Origin of the sequence: Floridaenema aerugineum BLCC-F46 (genome assembly GCF_041929345.1) — a bacterium.
GTDB lineage: Bacteria > Cyanobacteriota > Cyanobacteriia > Cyanobacteriales > Aerosakkonemataceae > Floridanema > Floridanema aerugineum.
Genome location: NZ_JBHFNQ010000028.1, coordinates 15,611 through 33,269, shown reverse-complemented (window position 1 = coordinate 33,269; position 17,659 = coordinate 15,611). Strand labels below are relative to the sequence as shown.

At 42.4% G+C, this 17,659-nt stretch carries 14 protein-coding genes; 2 read left to right on the top strand and 12 right to left on the bottom strand.

Annotation, left to right across the window (positions count from 1 at the left end; genetic code table 11):
• Positions 1 to 192: 192 nt before the first annotated feature.
• Positions 193 to 852 carry a TVP38/TMEM64 family protein gene (locus ACE1CC_RS03240; RefSeq protein ID WP_413269038.1) on the bottom strand — a complete coding sequence of 220 codons (660 nt, stop codon included), beginning with the start codon at positions 850 to 852 and terminating at the stop codon, positions 193 to 195.
• Positions 853 to 856: 4 nt separating this feature from the next.
• Positions 857 to 1,855 (bottom strand): glycosyltransferase family 2 protein, encoded by a 999-nt coding sequence (locus ACE1CC_RS03235; protein ID WP_413269037.1) that lies wholly within the window; start codon positions 1,853 to 1,855, stop codon positions 857 to 859.
• A 393-nt stretch (positions 1,856 to 2,248) separates the two neighbouring features.
• On the opposite strand from ACE1CC_RS03235, the gene ACE1CC_RS03230 reads away from it, so the two are divergent.
• On the top strand, positions 2,249 to 3,478 hold the full coding sequence (locus tag ACE1CC_RS03230) for a glycosyltransferase (RefSeq protein WP_413269036.1): 1,230 nt from the start codon (positions 2,249 to 2,251) through the stop codon (positions 3,476 to 3,478).
• A 109-nt stretch (positions 3,479 to 3,587) separates the two neighbouring features.
• Here ACE1CC_RS03230 and ACE1CC_RS03225 read toward each other — a convergent pair whose 3' ends face one another.
• The 3 genes from ACE1CC_RS03225 to ACE1CC_RS03215 all read right to left on the bottom strand — a co-directional run bounded on the left by ACE1CC_RS03225 (position 3,588) and on the right by ACE1CC_RS03215 (position 7,318).
• Positions 3,588 to 4,949 (bottom strand): NupC/NupG family nucleoside CNT transporter, encoded by a 1,362-nt coding sequence (locus ACE1CC_RS03225; RefSeq protein WP_413269086.1) that lies wholly within the window; start codon positions 4,947 to 4,949, stop codon positions 3,588 to 3,590.
• 23 nt (positions 4,950 to 4,972) lie between these two features.
• Positions 4,973 to 5,581 (bottom strand): DUF3318 domain-containing protein, encoded by a 609-nt coding sequence (locus ACE1CC_RS03220; protein ID WP_413269035.1) that lies wholly within the window; start codon positions 5,579 to 5,581, stop codon positions 4,973 to 4,975.
• Between the two features lie 225 nt (positions 5,582 to 5,806).
• The gene (locus ACE1CC_RS03215; protein ID WP_413269034.1) at positions 5,807 to 7,318 is read right to left on the bottom strand and encodes a NupC/NupG family nucleoside CNT transporter; all 1,512 of its coding nucleotides are present in this window, start codon (positions 7,316 to 7,318) and stop codon (positions 5,807 to 5,809) included.
• Between the two features lie 326 nt (positions 7,319 to 7,644).
• Between ACE1CC_RS03215 and ACE1CC_RS03210 the strand changes: the two genes are divergently transcribed.
• Complete coding sequence (locus ACE1CC_RS03210) at positions 7,645 to 7,908, top strand: hypothetical protein (protein WP_413269033.1); 264 nt, start codon at positions 7,645 to 7,647, stop codon at positions 7,906 to 7,908.
• Between the two features lie 115 nt (positions 7,909 to 8,023).
• On the opposite strand, the gene ACE1CC_RS03205 is transcribed toward ACE1CC_RS03210, so the two are convergent.
• The 7 genes from ACE1CC_RS03205 to ACE1CC_RS03175 all read right to left on the bottom strand — a co-directional run bounded on the left by ACE1CC_RS03205 (position 8,024) and on the right by ACE1CC_RS03175 (position 17,652).
• Complete coding sequence (locus ACE1CC_RS03205; RefSeq protein WP_413269032.1) at positions 8,024 to 9,127, bottom strand: glycoside hydrolase family 5 protein; 1,104 nt, start codon at positions 9,125 to 9,127, stop codon at positions 8,024 to 8,026.
• 78 nt (positions 9,128 to 9,205) lie between these two features.
• Positions 9,206 to 11,392: a GumC family protein gene (locus ACE1CC_RS03200; RefSeq protein WP_413269031.1), complete on the bottom strand. Its 2,187-nt coding sequence runs from the start codon at positions 11,390 to 11,392 to the stop codon at positions 9,206 to 9,208.
• Between the two features lie 244 nt (positions 11,393 to 11,636).
• Positions 11,637 to 12,542 carry a glycosyltransferase family 2 protein gene (locus tag ACE1CC_RS03195; protein WP_413269030.1) on the bottom strand — a complete coding sequence of 302 codons (906 nt, stop codon included), beginning with the start codon at positions 12,540 to 12,542 and terminating at the stop codon, positions 11,637 to 11,639.
• Between the two features lie 12 nt (positions 12,543 to 12,554).
• A complete protein-coding gene (locus tag ACE1CC_RS03190) occupies positions 12,555 to 13,715 on the bottom strand; it encodes a glycosyltransferase (RefSeq protein ID WP_413269029.1) in 1,161 nt (386 codons plus the stop codon).
• A gap of 455 nt (positions 13,716 to 14,170) precedes the next feature.
• On the bottom strand, positions 14,171 to 15,094 hold the full coding sequence (locus tag ACE1CC_RS03185; RefSeq protein WP_413269028.1) for an NAD-dependent epimerase/dehydratase family protein: 924 nt from the start codon (positions 15,092 to 15,094) through the stop codon (positions 14,171 to 14,173).
• A 42-nt stretch (positions 15,095 to 15,136) separates the two neighbouring features.
• Complete coding sequence (locus ACE1CC_RS03180) at positions 15,137 to 16,366, bottom strand: RNA-guided endonuclease InsQ/TnpB family protein (protein ID WP_413269027.1); 1,230 nt, start codon at positions 16,364 to 16,366, stop codon at positions 15,137 to 15,139.
• 125 nt (positions 16,367 to 16,491) lie between these two features.
• A complete protein-coding gene (locus tag ACE1CC_RS03175; protein WP_413269026.1) occupies positions 16,492 to 17,652 on the bottom strand; it encodes a hypothetical protein in 1,161 nt (386 codons plus the stop codon).
• Positions 17,653 to 17,659 lie beyond the last annotated feature (7 nt).

The following is a 17,659-nucleotide window of genomic DNA, read 5'->3' as shown; positions in this document are numbered from 1 at the left end:
TTACTGAGATCAGCGCACTCCTGAGCGGAGCCTGGAGTTTCTCTTTCCATTTGTTCAACCAGGGAACGAGGTGAAAGGAGGTAGAACCTCCATTGCTGCAAGATCTAAGTTTATTCATTTTGACCAAATCCTAAGCAGGATACAAGCCCTAGACTTAACTTGAGCAGAAAAAGCAGTTGAATCTAGGAAGATTTATTTTGATTTTGCTCTCGGATCGCGGCGACGACGACGATACCAAGTTGCGCCACCTACTAGGATTCCAGTTAATGCCAATGCACCAAATAAAGGTAGAATATCACCTGTTCTAATGGCTTGTAAACCCGAACTTCCTAATAGTACAAAGGGTAAAATTCCGGGAACTGTGCCTAAAATTGTGCCTAAAAGATAGTCACGAAACTTAATTGAAGTTAAGCCAGCAGCAAAGTTAACTAATCCGTAGGGAATAATGGGTAATAAGCGAATGGCAAACATATAAAATAAGCCACCTTGACGCATTTGAGCATCCATTGCTTCCCCTTTTCCTGCGAGTTTGCGGGCGACAAATTCTCTGCCAGAGGTGCGGGCAAAAATAAATGCTACTATCGCTGCAACTATTGCGCCAATGCTTGTCCAAAGTGTACCTAACCAAGGGCCAAATATTGCGCCGCCTGTGAGGTTTAATGCTGTGGATGGCATGACTAAAATGGTGGCGATCGTATAAATTAGTATGTAAATTATTGGTGCCCAAATTCCAGCTTGTTTCACCCAAAGTTGTAATTGATTTGGGTTAATTCCACCCAATAAGTAAATCGCCAAACCTGTCGCTACTAGACAGATTAAGGTCAATAAAAAAATACTGCTTTTCCAATTCAATTTACTACTCCTTGTGAATAACTATATGACTTTTGGGAGTAATTAGTTCTGTTTGTGATTCAATACCATACAATTCTCTTACTAAATAAAGTGGTCGATTTTTGACTTCTTCATAAACTCGACCTAAATATTCGCCAATAATTCCTAGCGTTAATAATTGAATGCCGCCCAAAAAAAGTACAGCTACCATTAATGAAGCATAACCAGGCCAATCAACTCCATAAATTAAGGTACGAATTACTAAGAATGAGGCGTAAAGGAAGGAAATTAAAGAAATAACGAAACCTATATAAGTCCAAATTTTTAAAGGTAATAAACTAAAAGAGGTAATGCCATCGATCGCCAAGTTCCACAGTTTCCAATAATTCCAAGTAGTTTTACCTTTTAATCGGGGAAGGCGATCGAACATTACAGACGTTTGTTTAAAACCTACCCAAGCAAACAAACCTTTCATAAATCGCGTTCTTTCTGGTAATTGTTTCAAGGCTTCTACTACTTTACGATCTAATAAACGGAAGTCGCCTGTATTAGAAGGAATGGGAACGCGACTCATTTTACCAATTGTGTTATAAAAAGCTAGAGCAGTAAAGCGTTTTAGCCAACTTTCTCCTTGGCGCGATCGCCTAGTCGCATAAACCACATCATAACCCAATCGCCATTTATCTACCAATTCACCGATTAATTCTGGCGGATCTTGTAAATCAGCATCGATCGGAATTACTCCTGCACCAACAGCGTAATCAATCCCAGCAGTCAAAGCAATTTCCTTACCAAAATTGCGAGACAAATTGACTACTTTAATCGCTGGATTACGGTAATGATGGTCTATCAAACATTTAAGAGTATTATCCCTACTGCCATCATTTACACAAACTATTTCATAAGTACTTCCCAACCGTTCCAGTACCGATTCTAAACGTTGAAATAGATAATCAATATTCAATTCCTCATTGTACAGAGGCACTACTATAGACAGTTGTGGAGGATTAGTGCGATCAGCCATGGTAAACATCTCTAGAAAACAGTCTTTGTACCGAAAATTCCCAGCATCAGCCAAGTAATAATACTTGATTAGCTCATCAATTTTAATCACCTTGAACCTTAATAACCAATGTCACTATACAGGCAGTACCTCTTTATCTAATAAGTGATGATTCCGAAAAAAAATAAACAATACGACTAAATAAAATAAGAATATGAGTAAATAAAAACTGGAGAATCTATCTTTATACAGATTTTTGTTAGCCTCATGAAAATTCAGACTAAAAACTGCAAATTATCTTTGTCTTCTATCCTCTAAATTGTCGCAAGAGGAAAAAAAGTAGCATTGTGAACCTGGATTGGTTTATCGTTAAAGTCTGAATTCGTATTTTTGGATAGTTAAAATCTGGCTCTAATGAATATTAGCCAATCTAGTTTACTGGTAACAACACCTTCAGGCGCTTTGGTAGTTCCGGCTTTACCACCTGCGCCTGTGTTTGTGGGGGGTGAGTCGCTGTTGTTTTCCTTGGTTGTTCCGACTTATAACGAAGGGAAAAACATTAAGCGGCTAATTAAACAATTGTGCCATTTGCTCGATGAAGTGATGCCGGGACTTTATGAGCTAATTGTGGTGGATGATAATAGTCCCGATCGTACTTGGGAATTGGCAGCACAGTTAATTTCGGAGTACCCACAATTGCGAGTGATGCGACGAGTGGAAGAAAGGGGACTTTCAACAGCGGTAATTCGTGGCTGGCAAGTGGCGAGGGGATATGTTTTAGGAGTGATAGATGGCGATCTTCAGCATCCCCCAGAGTTATTGTTGCAGCTTTGGGGAGAAATTGAAGGGGGGGCAGATTTAGCGATCGCCAGTCGTCACGTAGAAGGCGGTGGTGTGAGTGAATGGAGTATTACTCGGCGGTTTTTATCTCGTGGCGCACAACTTTTAGGATTAGTTATTTGTCCAGAAGTGGTAAGTCGAGTTTCTGACCCCATGACAGGTTATTTTTTAGTACGTCGCGCCTGTGTTGCTGGTCGAGAAATGAATCCTTTGGGTTATAAAATCCTCATTGAAGTGTTAGGTAGAGGAAAAATCCGTTGGATAGCTGAAGTCGGCTATGTTTTCCAAGAACGCCAACATGGTGAAAGTAAAGTTACCGGAAAAGAATACATAGAATATATTCAACATTTGCTCAGATTGCGCTTTTCCCTTTGGCCTGTGGGTCGCTTTTTGCGCTTTGCTATAGTCGGTTTTAGCGGCGTATTTGTTGATATGCTAATGCTTTACTTTTTAAGCGATCCAAGCACTTTAGGTTGGGGGTTAACTCGCAGTAAAATCATCGCTTCCGAGTTAGCAATTGTGAATAATTTCCTGTGGAATGATGCTTGGACTTTTGGCGACATCTCCCGAAAACAAAGAGGCAACCGCCAACGTTTCCAAAGGTTTTTAAAATTCAATTTGGTTTGTTTAGCAGGACTAATTTTAAATGTGTTACTGCTGAATTTGTTGTATAATATTTTTGGCTTCGATCGCTTACCCTACGGTCGCTATGCAGCAAATTTCATTGCCATTGGAATAGTAACTTTCTGGAATTTCTGGATTAACTTAAAATTAAGTTGGCGAGTCACAGCAGTAAATAAATAATCAGGTTCGTTGTAAGCACTTCAGTGCTACCTCTTGGTTCGTTGTGAGCACTTCAGTGCTTCCTCGCTTAAGCGGAAAAGGACTAAAGTCCTCACAACAGACCTATTATTTATTTGCCTAAAATGCTGGGATTTCCTGTATCATAAAACCCAGCGACACAAGCAATCATTAAAGTTGCTAAAGTGCCAACAAATAATGCTTTCCAAGCGACTGAGGAAATATCTTTGCGACGCGAAGGTGCTAAAGCAATTGTACCACCGACGAAGATGCCAATTGAGGCAATATGAGCAAACCCACTTAAAGCATAGCTGAGGATTAGGATAGTGCGATCGCTAATTTTTCCCGCCTCCGCTGCTTCTGCTAAAGCTAAGTAACAAGGAATTTCTGTTTCTAACAATCTCCTTCCAATAATTACCGAAGCTACCCAAGCTTCATCCAAGGAAATTCCCGTTAATAAAGTCAAAGGAAAAAAGATTACTCCTAAAATATTTGGTAATGTGGCTAACCGAAAAAATTCTCCGATAAAACCAGGCAAAGTAGCCAACCCTGCAAATACTTGATTTCCTAAAGAAACTAACCCTAAAATTAAAATTAATATGGCTGCAATAGAAACAGCCATTTTCACCCCATCAAGTGTACCCAAAATTGCGGCATCCATTGGACTAACTCGTTCAATTAATTCTCCGGCTACTGTTTCTGTTGGTACTTTTTCCGCCTCATTTTCCGGCTTCTTTTCTACAGGTACTCCTCCGGCTGTCAGAGGAATTTCCGTTTCTGGTACTAAGATTTTAGATAAAACAAAACAAGCGGGTATCGCCATAATTGATGCTGATACCAAGTGTCCTAAAATATTGGGAAATACAGGTTTCAGGAAACTCACATAAATTGCTAATGTGGAAGAAGCAACAGTCCCAAAACAACAAGATAAAATGGCGCATAATTCGCTGCGTGTCATTTTGGGAATATAGGGTTTAACGGCTATAGCTGCTTCAATTCCTACAAATATATTGGCTGCACCACTGAGAGATTCTGCGCCACTTAATCTCATGGTTTTGTAGAAAATTTTTGCGAAAAAGTTGGTGATAATTTGAATTATTCCCAAGTTATAAAGTAATGCTATTAAACCCGAAAAAAATATGATTGCTGGCAGGGCACGAAAAGCGAAAATATAGCCTAAATTTACATCTGCTGGTCTATTTGGTAAAGGGACAATGTTTTTGCCAAAGACGAAATTTGCTCCTACATCAGCAGCTAAAAATACGCTGTCTAATAGGCTACTAAATATTTCTAAAGCTGTTCTAGTTAGGGGAAATTGAAATACCAAAAATCCCAAAATTAATTGTAAAAATATGCCGCCTACTATGACTCGCCAAGGAATGATTTTGCGCTGTTCGGAAAAGAACCAAACTATGAGACAAAATCCCCATATTCCCAAAAAGGAAATTAAATTAAGGTAAATCGGATGAGACATTTCCAAGTTATAAATAATGTTGTTCAATCTTTTTTGATTGTTTCTGGGACACCTATTGGGGAAAGATTTGCGATCGCTCTTAAATTTTGACGGCGCAATAATTCCATAAAATCTAAGGTAGAACGCCCTTCAATTTGCGCTACCGCATCGATCGCACGGATTAAACTTTGGGCAGCTTCGGTTTCCGAATAACCCCGACGAATTGCCACTTTAATAGCAGCTTCATCGGCAGAAAGTTGAGTTTGAGAATTGCGATTACTCCGCCAAATTTGCCTACTTGCTAATGCAGTTAATCCACCCGCAACTACTACACCAACTACATCCCGCTGTACCAGTTCAAATACTCCCCCCAAAAGTGAAGCCACGACCAAACCTTGATAAACATCAGGTTTAAACCATTTAATTCCGATCAGCCAGGAAACCGTTCTCAACAACAATAAATCTCGTTGTTGTAGAGATAAACGACTCCACAAATCAAAGTTAATCCAAATTTCTCTTGTTCCAGTCCAAGGTAAAGGTAATGGGCTTTCTATGACTGTTTTTTGCTCTGGTTTACTGATGATTTTACACATCATCCGACCAGAGGCAGGCATAATATCTAGAAGGCGACTAATTTCCGTTTTTGGCTCCATGAAAAGAAGAAAGTTTTGAGTTTTGAATGGGGACTAGGGACTGGGAACTGGGTTCGGTTAGAGGAGGTGGGTTCGGTTAGAGGAGGTGGGGAGAGTTTTGAGTTTTGAGTTTTGAGTTTTGAGTTTTGAGTTTTGAGTTTTGAGTTAGTTAAATTCCCCCCATCCCCCCATCTCCCCATCTCCCCATCTCCGAGAGTGCCTGCTGCTTAAAAGATTAACAACTAATCAAGGAGAAGGTTTAACTGTGGGAGTGGGTTGAGGTTTGGGGGTGACTGGGGGTGCAGCTTGGGGTGTCGAACTAGCTGCGGGTGGTTTGGTGGGTGCGGGAGTTTTCACTGGGGCGACAGCAGGGGCGGGTGCTTGCTTGTCTCCTAGAATACTGGGATTACCAGTGTCATAAAAACCTGCGATACAAGCAATCATTAAAGTTGCTAAAGTACCAACAAATAAAGCTTTCCAACCTAACTCAGAAATGTCTTTTCTGCGGGAGGGTGCTAAAGCGATCGTACCACCAACAAAGATGCCAACGGAAGCAATGTGAGCAAAACCGGAAAGGGCGTAACTGACAATTAACACCGTGCGATCGCTCACCTTTCCTTCCGCTGCTGCCTGTGCTAATGCTTGATAAGGTGGAATTGCTGTTTCTAAAAGTCTGCGTCCAATAATTACCGAAGCTGTCCAACTTTCATCAAAAGGAACTCCCGTTAATAATGTTAGTGGGTAAAAAAGAACTCCCAAAATATTTGGTAAAGTGACTACAGTAAAAATTTGTCCGATCAAACCGGGCAAAGTAGCCAACCCGCCAAAGATTTGATTTATTAAAGAAACCAAACCCAGAATTAAAATTAATACCGCCGCAATAGAAACAGCCATTTTCACGCCATCAAGTGCGCCTAAAATTGCTGCATCCATTGGGCTAACTCTTTCAATTGGTTCTCCGCCTACTGTTTCAGTTGGGGCTTTTTCTTCTGCTTCTGTTGTTGCTTTTTTGGGTTTTTCTTCTACTGGAATTCCTCCGGCTGTCACCGGAACTAGTGTTTCCGGTACTAAGATTTTTGATAAGACAAAACAAGCAGGTATCGCCATAATTGATGCTGATACCAAGTGTCCCAAAATGTTGGGAAATACTGGTCTGAGGAAATTCACATAAATTGCTAATGTAGAGGAAGCAGCCGTTCCAAAACAACAGGCTAAAATGGCGCAGATTTCGCTGCGAGTCATTTTAGCAATAAATGGTTTAACTGCGATCGCTGCTTCTATGCCCACAAAAATATTAGCCGCACCACTGAGAGATTCTGCGCCGCTTAATCTCATGGTTTTGTAGAATACTTTGGCAAAGATGTTGGTAATTACTTGGATGACTCCTAAATTGTAAAGTAATGCCATTAATCCCGAAAAGAAAATTACCGCAGGTAAAGCGCGAAAGGCAAAAATATAGCCTAAATTTACATCTGCTGGTCTTCCTGGTAAAGGGACTATATTTTTACCAAAAACGAAGTTTGCCCCTACATCTGCTGCTAAAAATACACTGTCTAGTAAACTACTAAATATTTCTAATATTTTTCTAGTCAGGGGGAATTGAAATACTAAAAAACCCAAAACTAATTGTAATAGTATGCCGCCAATAATGACTCGCCAAGGGATAACTTTACGATGTTCGGAGAAGATCCAAGCGACTACACACAATCCGAATATTCCCAAAAAGGAAATTAAGTTTAGGTAAATCGGGTGAGACATGATGACACCGTTGTTGAGAATAATCTGGATGATAAATTCCCGAAAACAAAAGTTCCGGGGTTTACCAGAAAGATTGCCTTATTAGAGGGTACAGCATCAGACAGGTCAAAGATGAGAAAAATTATACTCTTTAACTTTTAACTTACGAAATGCGAAACAGGGTATGATTGATGAATTTGTTATTTAACTTTGAGCAAATTTTTAGCTAATTTTCGCTTAAATCTTGTAAACTAGGATTTGGCTCTTTTACTGGCAAGGCAATATTCAGTAGCAGATCTAGTCTACTAAAGTTAATAATGGGCGATAAGACCCTAGATAAATGAATCATGGAAGCTTTTGCCCCTGTTCCGCCCGAATGGACTGAAAAAGCGACTCACGCACAAAATTTCTGTTGTCCGACTTGTCAAGCTACCAGTATGGAGGCGCAACGAGTTTGGATCAATCGTCGATCGCCTGTCTACACTGAAGATTATCGAAAAAAATGGCAGGAATTTTATCACTGCCGTTGTGGTACTGCTTGGTGGGCTTGGAGTACGGAACGTCCACCTTCAGAATTTGCTAATCGCGATCGGATTGATATCCCAGAATAAATAACTTTGCTACCCAGATCCCCGACTTCACAGAAGAAGTCGGGGATCTAAATTATCTATTCCCGAAATGAAATTTGGGGATTTAAAATCTTAGCGATCAAGCGCAACAACATACCTACCGCCGAAGCGGTGATACCAGCCGCCAGAGATAACCCTTTTCTTGTGCGTCTTGCCGCAGTTTCTCTAGATTATTCTTCAGATTTTTTGGACCATCTATCTTCCAGTGGAACCAACTAACGCCCAAGCGTTCCATTGTCTGCACTCCAAGTAACTCCCCATCCAGAGAATCCGAATCACCATCTGTAACTACGCCAAAGTTGTCAGGAAAATTCTGCTCCGTATTGATGACTGGAAACTCTTTCATCAAGGCGAGAATCGGCGCACTCGTGCCACCAGTGTTGTAGGGATGGAAGCCGACTGAGGCGTTTGTAAAGTTCACTCCAAGTACTTTGAGCCGTCGGGCAACGGTGAGCATAGAAACATTGGGGTTATCAGAGTGAGTGTTGGCAAAGGAGAGCAGCACGATATGCGTCTGGGGCGCGTAACGCCGCACCAGGTCGTAGAGTACCTTGAAATCCCGCAGGTGTTCGTCTTTGTAATCTTGGGGATACCATTGCACTGGCTCGTTGGTTAACTCATAGAAGACATGAGTGCGGTTGGCATAACGCGGTGCAACTAAACTCCAAAAGCGGGTGATGTAGTGTATAGTCGGGCCATAACTGCCCTGTTTTTTCCGGTCTGGGTCGCGGTAGCCGCCCACATCATGGTAATTAATCAGCACATACAAGCCGTGACGCGAGGCCATATCCACCACTGTGTCTATGTCTTTCAAAAGCGCGGCGACATCTTCTGGCTTCTGCAAATCCGCGTGTTCATAACCATTGGGATATTGGGCGGGGTCGCCGTGGGCGCGTTGCCAGGGGTCGAATGCAATGAGGCGTACTGCGTTGAGTCCTTTGTCCTGTATAGCCTTCCAATAGGCAGCATCGTTGATGTAGTTCGTAGCACCTGTCTTTCGCCCGTATTGATACACCCAGGCTGCCCCACCTCGCAGCACTGTGCCATCTGCGGCACGCACGGACTTGCCAAACTTGTTCTGTACGATCGCAACTCGCGGACGATCGCTGACAAGTGAACTGGAGAGAGCGGACAGTTTGGTTCCCTGTAGCATAGTCAGGGACAACAGGGCAGTTAATAACAATGGAATGTTTGCGTTCATAGAATTGTCGTGACATCGACAACGGACATTAGTTTTCCTGCCATTGGGAGCTTGATTAAATTAGCCAATTCTTGTCTATCAGGACTTGCCGGCGAGATGGTAATGGCTGTGAGTCAAGGATGCCGTTTCGGGTGCATCATTGGCAATCACCCCCACCACAGCTGTAGAGGAAAATTTTAACTCCTCCAGGGTTGCCAGGACAGATGGACGACTGGTTTTGCCTAAGCGCACCACCAGAGCTAAACTATCGCATTGAGCCGCCACTAACCCCGTATCTGCCAATCTCAACAGGGGCGGCGTATCGAAAATCACCAGATCGAACATTGTGTGCAGTTTTTGGAACAGAGGCTCGACTCGATTAGCGGTGAAAAGCTCTACCAGGTCAAAAGCAGGATTTCCGGCAGTCAAAACCATCAGGTTAGGGCACTCGGGAGGCGATTGGAGTAAGCTTTGTATATCTTGGTCGCTTTGAAGCAGGTTAGTGAATCCTGGCTGCTTGGGCAAGTTTAATAGTTCGTGAATTTTGGGATGGCGAAGATCGGCATCAACTAGTAACACCCGCTGCCCCATTGCAGCTGCGGTCATTGCCAGATGTAGAGCGATGGTCGATTTGCCATCTCCTTCTTCGGCTGAGGTGATAGTCAGAGAACGGAGTGGAGTGTGGTTTTTGCTCAGGAGGCGTAAATTTTTCGACAGCGATCGAAAAGCCTCTTTTGCTGGAACTGAAACCGCCAGAAACCGGGATTTGTTATGGGGAATCACCCCCAACAATCGCAAACGGGTGGCTCGTTTAACATCATCTGTGGTGTACAACAAATCCTGGCTGATATCCACCAGGAATCCTACTCCCACACCCAACAACACCGCCAGTACAAAAATTAATGCCAAAAACCGAACCTTACTAACACTGTTGACCTTAAGAGGTTGACCTAAGCTATCAAGTTCTAATCTTGGGGGAATGGTTAACTCCCAAGGAATTTCTTGCTGAGCCGCGTCAATCTGCAATGCCTCCTGGCGAGCCGCAAACTTATTAAGACTATCAATTGCCAAGAGCAACTCGCGCTGCAAATCACTATACTGGCGGGTAATCCCAGACAACTGTCGAATTTTCTGATTCGTTTCTGCCTCCGCCTGGTTAATTGCCTGACGACGCGCTTGTGCAACAGTAATCGAGTCCGTTGCCGTTTCTATAACTCGATTTGCCTCTTGTTTCAAAAGGTTTTGCAGATTTTTCCGTTTCTCCAATAGCTCCTGGATTGCTGGGTTTTCTGGTAGGAGCCGAGAAGATTCTAAAGCAATTTGACTCTGAACTTGCTGGTACTGTTTTAATAATTCCTCATAATAGCTTTTTTCGCCCAAAAGAGGTTGATTGCCCAAAACCGTCTGGGGGTGGGCATTCTGTAATAATCGTACCAGGGCATCGCGTTTGGCTTGTGCTTCTGCAAGCTGGGTTTGGTTTTCCGCTTTGAGTTGATCTAATCGCCCAATGGTTTCGATCAACTGTTTACCCTGTTGTTCGGGATCGGAAATGTTGTAGCGTTGCCTGAGAGCTTGAATTTGTTGTTGCAGGGAATCAACCCGTTGGCGCAGAGGGGGAAGCTGAGTGTCAATGAATTCAATGCCGCGTCGAATTGTAGATTGTCGTTCCTTCAGGCTGTAATTTAGATAAATCTGGGACAACTTATCAAGGATAAATTTGACTTTCTCCGGATCGGTGTCCTGGTAGCGAACCTCAATCAGTTTCGTGCCTTGTTCTTTCTTATCTAATGACAGGCTGGTGATTCGCGAAATCTTTAAGTTTTTGATTAAGGTTTCATAGGTTATATCTGGATATCGTTGGCGTACCTGGCTAATCAAACTATCCAATAGCTTGGGACTTTCCAGAATCCGAATTTGTGACTCGTAATCCAGGTTGGACTGTTCAATATTAATTCTTTGTATGTCAACATCTGAACCCTGAGCACGGGTAGAAGAACGCGCCAGTTGTTCTTCCGTAGTAATTGGTTCAACCAGGAGTTGAAACTTCCCCTCATATTCAGGGAGGGTTAACCTCGTTAAAAATAAGAATAGTCCTCCAGCTAACAGGGTTGTTCCCACTACAACTCCTGCCATCAATAGCGCCCGACGGCGGGTGACGGCTACCAGCCAACCTAAGTCCCACTTTTCCTCCTCAGTGTCAGTAGCATCAGCATTCTGCATTGGAGGGTAGGGCGATTTACCGTTTGTTTTGGTCAGTGTTGGCAAAGAATCTGGCTGTCTATCCATCTTGGTTTTGAATTAAATTAAGTACGCATAACAAGTGAGATATATCTGTAGATCGGCCCAATTATAATAATAATCGTTATTGGCTAGGTAACTGTGTCAGGGGAAGTGGAGGATCTGAATGTGGATTAGTTCCGCTGCTAATGTTTGAGGATTTATCCGGGGAGGAAAAGGCAGATCAAGGAACTAAAATGGAAAGACTCACAGGGAAGTAGTCTTTCCACAGTGACATAAATTGGGATATGTATCAACTAACAGACATTTCAAAGGATAAATGTTTGGTTAACATTAACCAGAATAATCTACGGTAGGGTAATAACCAGTAGAAAAACCAGAAAGCTCCGCCATGTTCACGGCAGAATGCTTTCCATTCCTGAAATGAATGCAAAGTGACATCTTCTAAGGGTAATCCTTTAGGGCGATCGACCTGATTCCAGTTAGCTTGAGCCAGTTCAGCTTCGATCATCCGACTACTGGGGAGATTGGCAGCGCAAGTTCCCAAGTAACCCGGTGCCATCCACACAGAGCAACCTTTTCGCCTTGCTCTGAGTCCATAATCGTAGTCCCCTAAGTTGTGGGTGTATTCTGGACTGAAGTTTCCCACCTTGGTGGCAACGGCACGCGGAACCAAAACACAGTTTCCATGTAAAGTATCACACAGAAGTGGTTGGTTGGGGTCGGAATGGATGTGGTGAAACTTTACGGGATGCCACCAGTAAGTCTGCTTCAACCCACCGTAGCTAGGTATATTGGTTTCAGGATCGAGAGTAGAACCAACGACGATCGCCTTATCCTGTCCTTGACTAGCTAGTTGGGTAAAAACATCGAGCAAGGTCTTCAGGGCATGGGGGTAAAGCACGGTATCGTCATTTAACCAGAGGTAAAAGTCAGGATCTTCTACCTGTGCAGCGGCAAAGGCTAATCTCATCCCCCCATTCCAGAACAAGCTTCCTGTTCCTCGAATCAAATGAACTTCAGGATATTCCTGCTCTACTGCCTCTGCCGTTCCATCGGTGCTAGCATCATCAACCAGGTAGGGTTTCAATGCGATTCCGGTGGTCAGGCTCTGTTGGTATAGAGCTTGCAAGCATGGTAGGGTTTTTTCGCGCCGATTGTAGCAGGTCAGGAGGACGGCAATGTTTGTTGGCTGCATAGTTCTTCAATCCTAGTTAACCAGAGTCTCTAATGCTGTTTCTACACTATGCAGAAATTGGCTGTGTCGATTTTGCACCCAAGCTTTGACTGATTCTAGATCGTCAGGGGTGACAGACTTATTGATAGCTGAGTGTAAATATTCGGCAAATAGTTCTGGTGATTCAGCTGCTTGCACCGTTGTCGGTAAAGTCTTGATTCCACGTAGAGCAAAGGGTGTGGCTACAACAGGTTTACCCAGTCCGATCGCTTCTAGAGTTTTGATCTGGACACCACTACCTCGAATCGAAGAAATCGCTATTGCCTTCGCTTGGGCAAGAAATTTTTCAGCATCTTCCACAAACCCTAGATACTCCACATTGGGATATTTGTCTTTTAACCATTCTGCACCTCGTCCAGCAACTCGAATGGATAGATGGGGTGGTAGAAGGGGATAAACCCGATCGAAGAAATAATTTAATCCATCCATGTTAGGTTTCCAGATCCAACTACCAATCATGCCAATATCGTATGTTTTCGGATAGTTTGGATTGATCGGCACAGCAGCGCTACTAGGTAATTCAAATACTCGTACACTAGCTGCTTTACCGGGCTGCATAAAGTAATTTGCATCATTCGGACTCAAAGCCCAAATTGCTTTACTGGTTACAGCAAGCTCATCCTCAATTTGTTTAACTAATCGCGCCTCGCGCTGATACACTTTCTGTCCCAGAGGATTTGAGGAATCCTTGAGCCGTTCCTCGTAAATTTGATGCTCTAAGTTATGGGCTAAAACTGCTATATGACTGTGATTTTTCAGGGCAGATTTCAGCCAATAAAGTTGGGATGAATGTTCTAGGATTACTACATCATAGCGATCTCTAGATAGCAACGCTCTAACATTTTGAATATACTGCTTTGAATAATACTTAGCAGATGTATAAGGTAGTTGGTGAACTAGAGCGATCGCACCCCAAATTAGGGGATAATAACCAGCTGCTCTTGTTTCAATATGGCGTGTTCCCACTTCGATCGTACCCTCGCTATATGGGTGAGTATCGCCCCAACGTCGATAGCCAACCACAGAAACAGAATGTCCCAATGATTTCATCGCATTAATAAAATGCTGGGATGCAATATCTGCTCCTGTGCCATATTTACTGGGAATTGCTGTTGTCAAGTTTAGAATTTTCATGGAATTTTCAACCATCCTTTTTTCAAGTTCGTATGTGATATTTATTTTGCCGCACAAAGATTAGGTAATATGTAGTCGCTAGATTCAAAAAGAATTAGCCACTCTTAATTCCCTGAATCATTGGGAACCTTTTTAACCAGCTTTTGAGACCTAAAGATAAGTTGGCATTAATCAAAGTAATTCCTCCATAAACTGCCTAACTTGCTTAACAAAAAAACCATATTGCGATTTGTATTCGTGGAATGAAGAAAGAGCAAGCGATTGATATTGCCCATAACTTGACCCCAACATTAATGGATCTGGAGTCGTAGCGTGCAACATAGGCAATCTTCTCTCTCAGTAAGTTTAAGTTTATTGAAAGTTAGCTATAATGCCTTCTTTGTCGTAAAAACAGTTCTGTCATCATTCGATTTCGATTGAAAGAAAACTTGAAAGGATTCCCATCCTTGGCGGTTTTACCATCCCATCACCTCAGCACGACACCATTGAGCATACACACTGATACCCCGTTGTAAGTTTACTTCAGGCGAAAAACCGATCTGTGTCAGACTTGACACATCGGCTTTCCAATTTAGTGGATCGCCCGATCGAATAATTCCATCAAACTCTATGGGAATTTTTCGCTCTATATGTTCGAGCACCATGTCTGCTAGTTCTTTAATCGTTGTCTCAATACCTCTGGCTAAATTGTAGACCTCTGCTTGACAGGGAGCTTGTTCAGCCAGAAAATAAAGCGCTTTGGCGATATCTCGAACATGAATAAAATCGCGGCTTTCATTACCAGTACCCTGCAATTTCAAGATTGGTTGGGTCAATGCCTTATAACACATATCCCAAAGTACTTGTCGCCTTAATCCAGGGCCGTAAGCAGAAAAAATTCGTACAATCGAGGTTGGCAAGCCATAAATCTGAAAAAATTCCGCACAAATCTGTTCGCTCATCAGCCGATGAAAACCGTAGGGAGAAATAGGTTGGGGCTTTTGGCTTTCACTAATGGGTAATGTCTTGGGATTACCATAGACAGCCGCACTGGAAACGTAGATCAGTCTACACTGGGGTGCATGGAGCCGTAAAGTATTGACGACATTAAAAGTAACGTCAACACTAGCTTGGAAATCCTGGTCTGGCTCGGTGACTGAAAGACCAACCGAGGCTCTTGCTGCACAATGAATACAGACATCAGGCTGAATTTGTTGAACTAAATCAGCTAGAGCATTTGAAGGTAGTAACAAGGGCTGATAAAAGGATAAATACTGCATGGGGGCATTTTCAGCCGGACGAGTCCCCAAGCCAACGACTTTCCATCCCTCCTCAGAAAATTGCCGAGCCACGTATCGCCCAATGAAACCTGTTACACCTGTAACTAAAACTGTTTTCAACCTTTCTATTCTCGCTCCTACGATAGTTCTTAGGCTATGGGCTTACTGCCTTGACACTCTCCCGGTACAGCGTAGCTTACCGGGAGATTCTTGTTTCTTAGAAACACGCTTTCTAGCAGAATTGCTAGTGAGTCTTACTGTCTCTCCACAAGCTTGAAATTCGGTATGCCCTACCGTATTTGTTGACAGAATCCTGATACCTTCTTCCCGCAAATTCTTCGCCGCATTGTCATCTCTGTCGTGATGGGTTTGACATTTCGGACAAACCCATTTTCTATCTTTTAGGGTGAGAGAATCATTTTTGTATTTACAGCAATGACAAAGTTTAGTGCTGGGGAAGAGTCTGTCAACTTCTACAATAATTCCGCCAACTCTTTCCAGTTTGTAGCCCAAGAAATTAACTAGCGTCCCAAATCCAGCATCTAATACAGATTTAGCTAATTTAGTTCGAGCTAGTCCCTTTATACAAAGGTTTTCTACTACAAGAGTTTGGTTTTCACTCACTAACTGATGGGAGAGATTAGGTCGGAAATCTTGTCTAGTATTTGCGATTTTTTGATGAACCTTAGCTACTCTCTTAACCTGTTTCTTCCGGTTACTAGAGCCAAGCTTTTTCCGAGACAATGATTTCTGCCTACACCTTAATCGCTTGGCGTATTTTCTAGTAGGCTTAATCGGGTCAACTTTATAAGTTGTCTCCCCATCAAACACCGTGACGAGGGAGCTAAGACCTAAATCAATCCCTGAAATCTTTCCCTCTTTGTTAGTTAAAACATCTTCAACTTCCAACAAAATAGCGGCAAAATATTTATCTGTGCTGTCCTTTGAGACAGTCACGGACTTTATTTTGCCGCTTATCTTTTTAGAGATTACTGCTTTCACAATTCCCAGTTTAGGGAGTTGAATGCCATTACCTTTGATTGAGCAACCTGCTGGATATCTGAGCGATTGCTTCTTATGTCTACTTTTGAACTTCGGGAATTTAGCCCGATGTTCAAAGAAGTTCTTAAATGCTACTTCTAGGTTATTCAGTGATTGCTGTAATGCCGAAGATGACGCATCTTTTAACCACAAGAACTCTTCTTGCTTTTTTAGCTGCGTCAAATCCGTCGCCATGTCACAATAGCTTAATCCTTTTCCTGTTTCCTGATATTGAGTGTTGCTTTTGTTTAGGTAATAATTCCAAACGAAGCGACAACAACCAAAGTTTTGGATCAGGGCTGCTTGTTGCTCTTTGTTCGGGTATAGTCTTACCTTAAAAGCTGTTAGCATCACTCTATTGATTCGGGAATTGTTAATAGTGTAGCCTGGGATAATAGCGATGTCAAATTATATTGATTCGCTACGCTCAATTTGAATTTTTGGTCGCAATTCATCTCCCGTTACACCCGCTAGGGTTAACGGGAGATGAATTGCTCCATTGAGATAACTTCTTTAAATAGTTGATGAATGCGATCGATCTGCGCTTCAAAGGAAAACGATCGATGAACCTGTTCCATGTTCGATCGCAACACACTCAATTTCTGTGAATTATGTAACGACTCAACGAGGTCATCCACATCTTTAAACATGAAACCAAAGGGTTTGTCTCCCCAATATTCATGGACGAACTGGCTGGTTTGACTGACGATAATCGGGCAGGTAGATGTTAGAGAAAATGCGAATCGTGTAGACAAACTCCTAGCAGAGCGCCGACGATTTGTACCATTATACTCTCTATAGACTATAAGATGAGCATCAAATTGGGAAATATAATTAGCGAATAGACCATTGAGGATATTGGCATTAGAAAAATTAGGATAATGATGCAATCCCTTAATTCCCTTTAAATCAGCAACTGGGTTGACAAAAACATGAACATCCTTGGATGCTAATAATGCTAAAAACTCACCCAGCGCATCCTTGGCATAATTATCATAGCGACGACTCCAGAGCTTAAGAGCATTTCCTGTGAAGATAATATGCGGTTTATCATCAAACCTTTTCAGCTGCAAATCTTCAGTAAGACTGACCTCTTTAGAGTAGAACGCAGATTCAAAGAAAGGATGAACCATCAACAAGTATGGCTTTTTCAGCGCTCTAGGGATGTGCTGACAAAAGGCATCTCGCATAGCATTTGAATAGAAGATGTAGCCATCAATTAATCGATCGCTCTTTCGATAACGTAGAATATGTAATAGTTCAGTCAGTAAATGAGGTGCATTGGGATAACTATCAATCAGTAAAATTGCTTTTGCAGTTGGGAAAAGCGGAGTCAATTTTGGCAGAATCTTGAGTGGGGGGATTGATTCCCAGCAGAATAAAATATCAGGTTGTCCTCCCAAAGTAGAGACAATTGTTTGACGTAATGAGTCTGATAACTCGCCAAAGAACTGAAAAACATGAGCACCATCATCAATTCCCCAGTCACGCAACTGCTGATTAGTTAATTTTTGATTTTCCCAGTACAGGGTAACTACAGAATGCCCCAACCGCTTCAGCCCATTAATCCAATTACCACACATAGGATTCCGCATGGCATTAGCACCAGGAATAATTAATATTTTCAGGGGTTGCATAAAAACT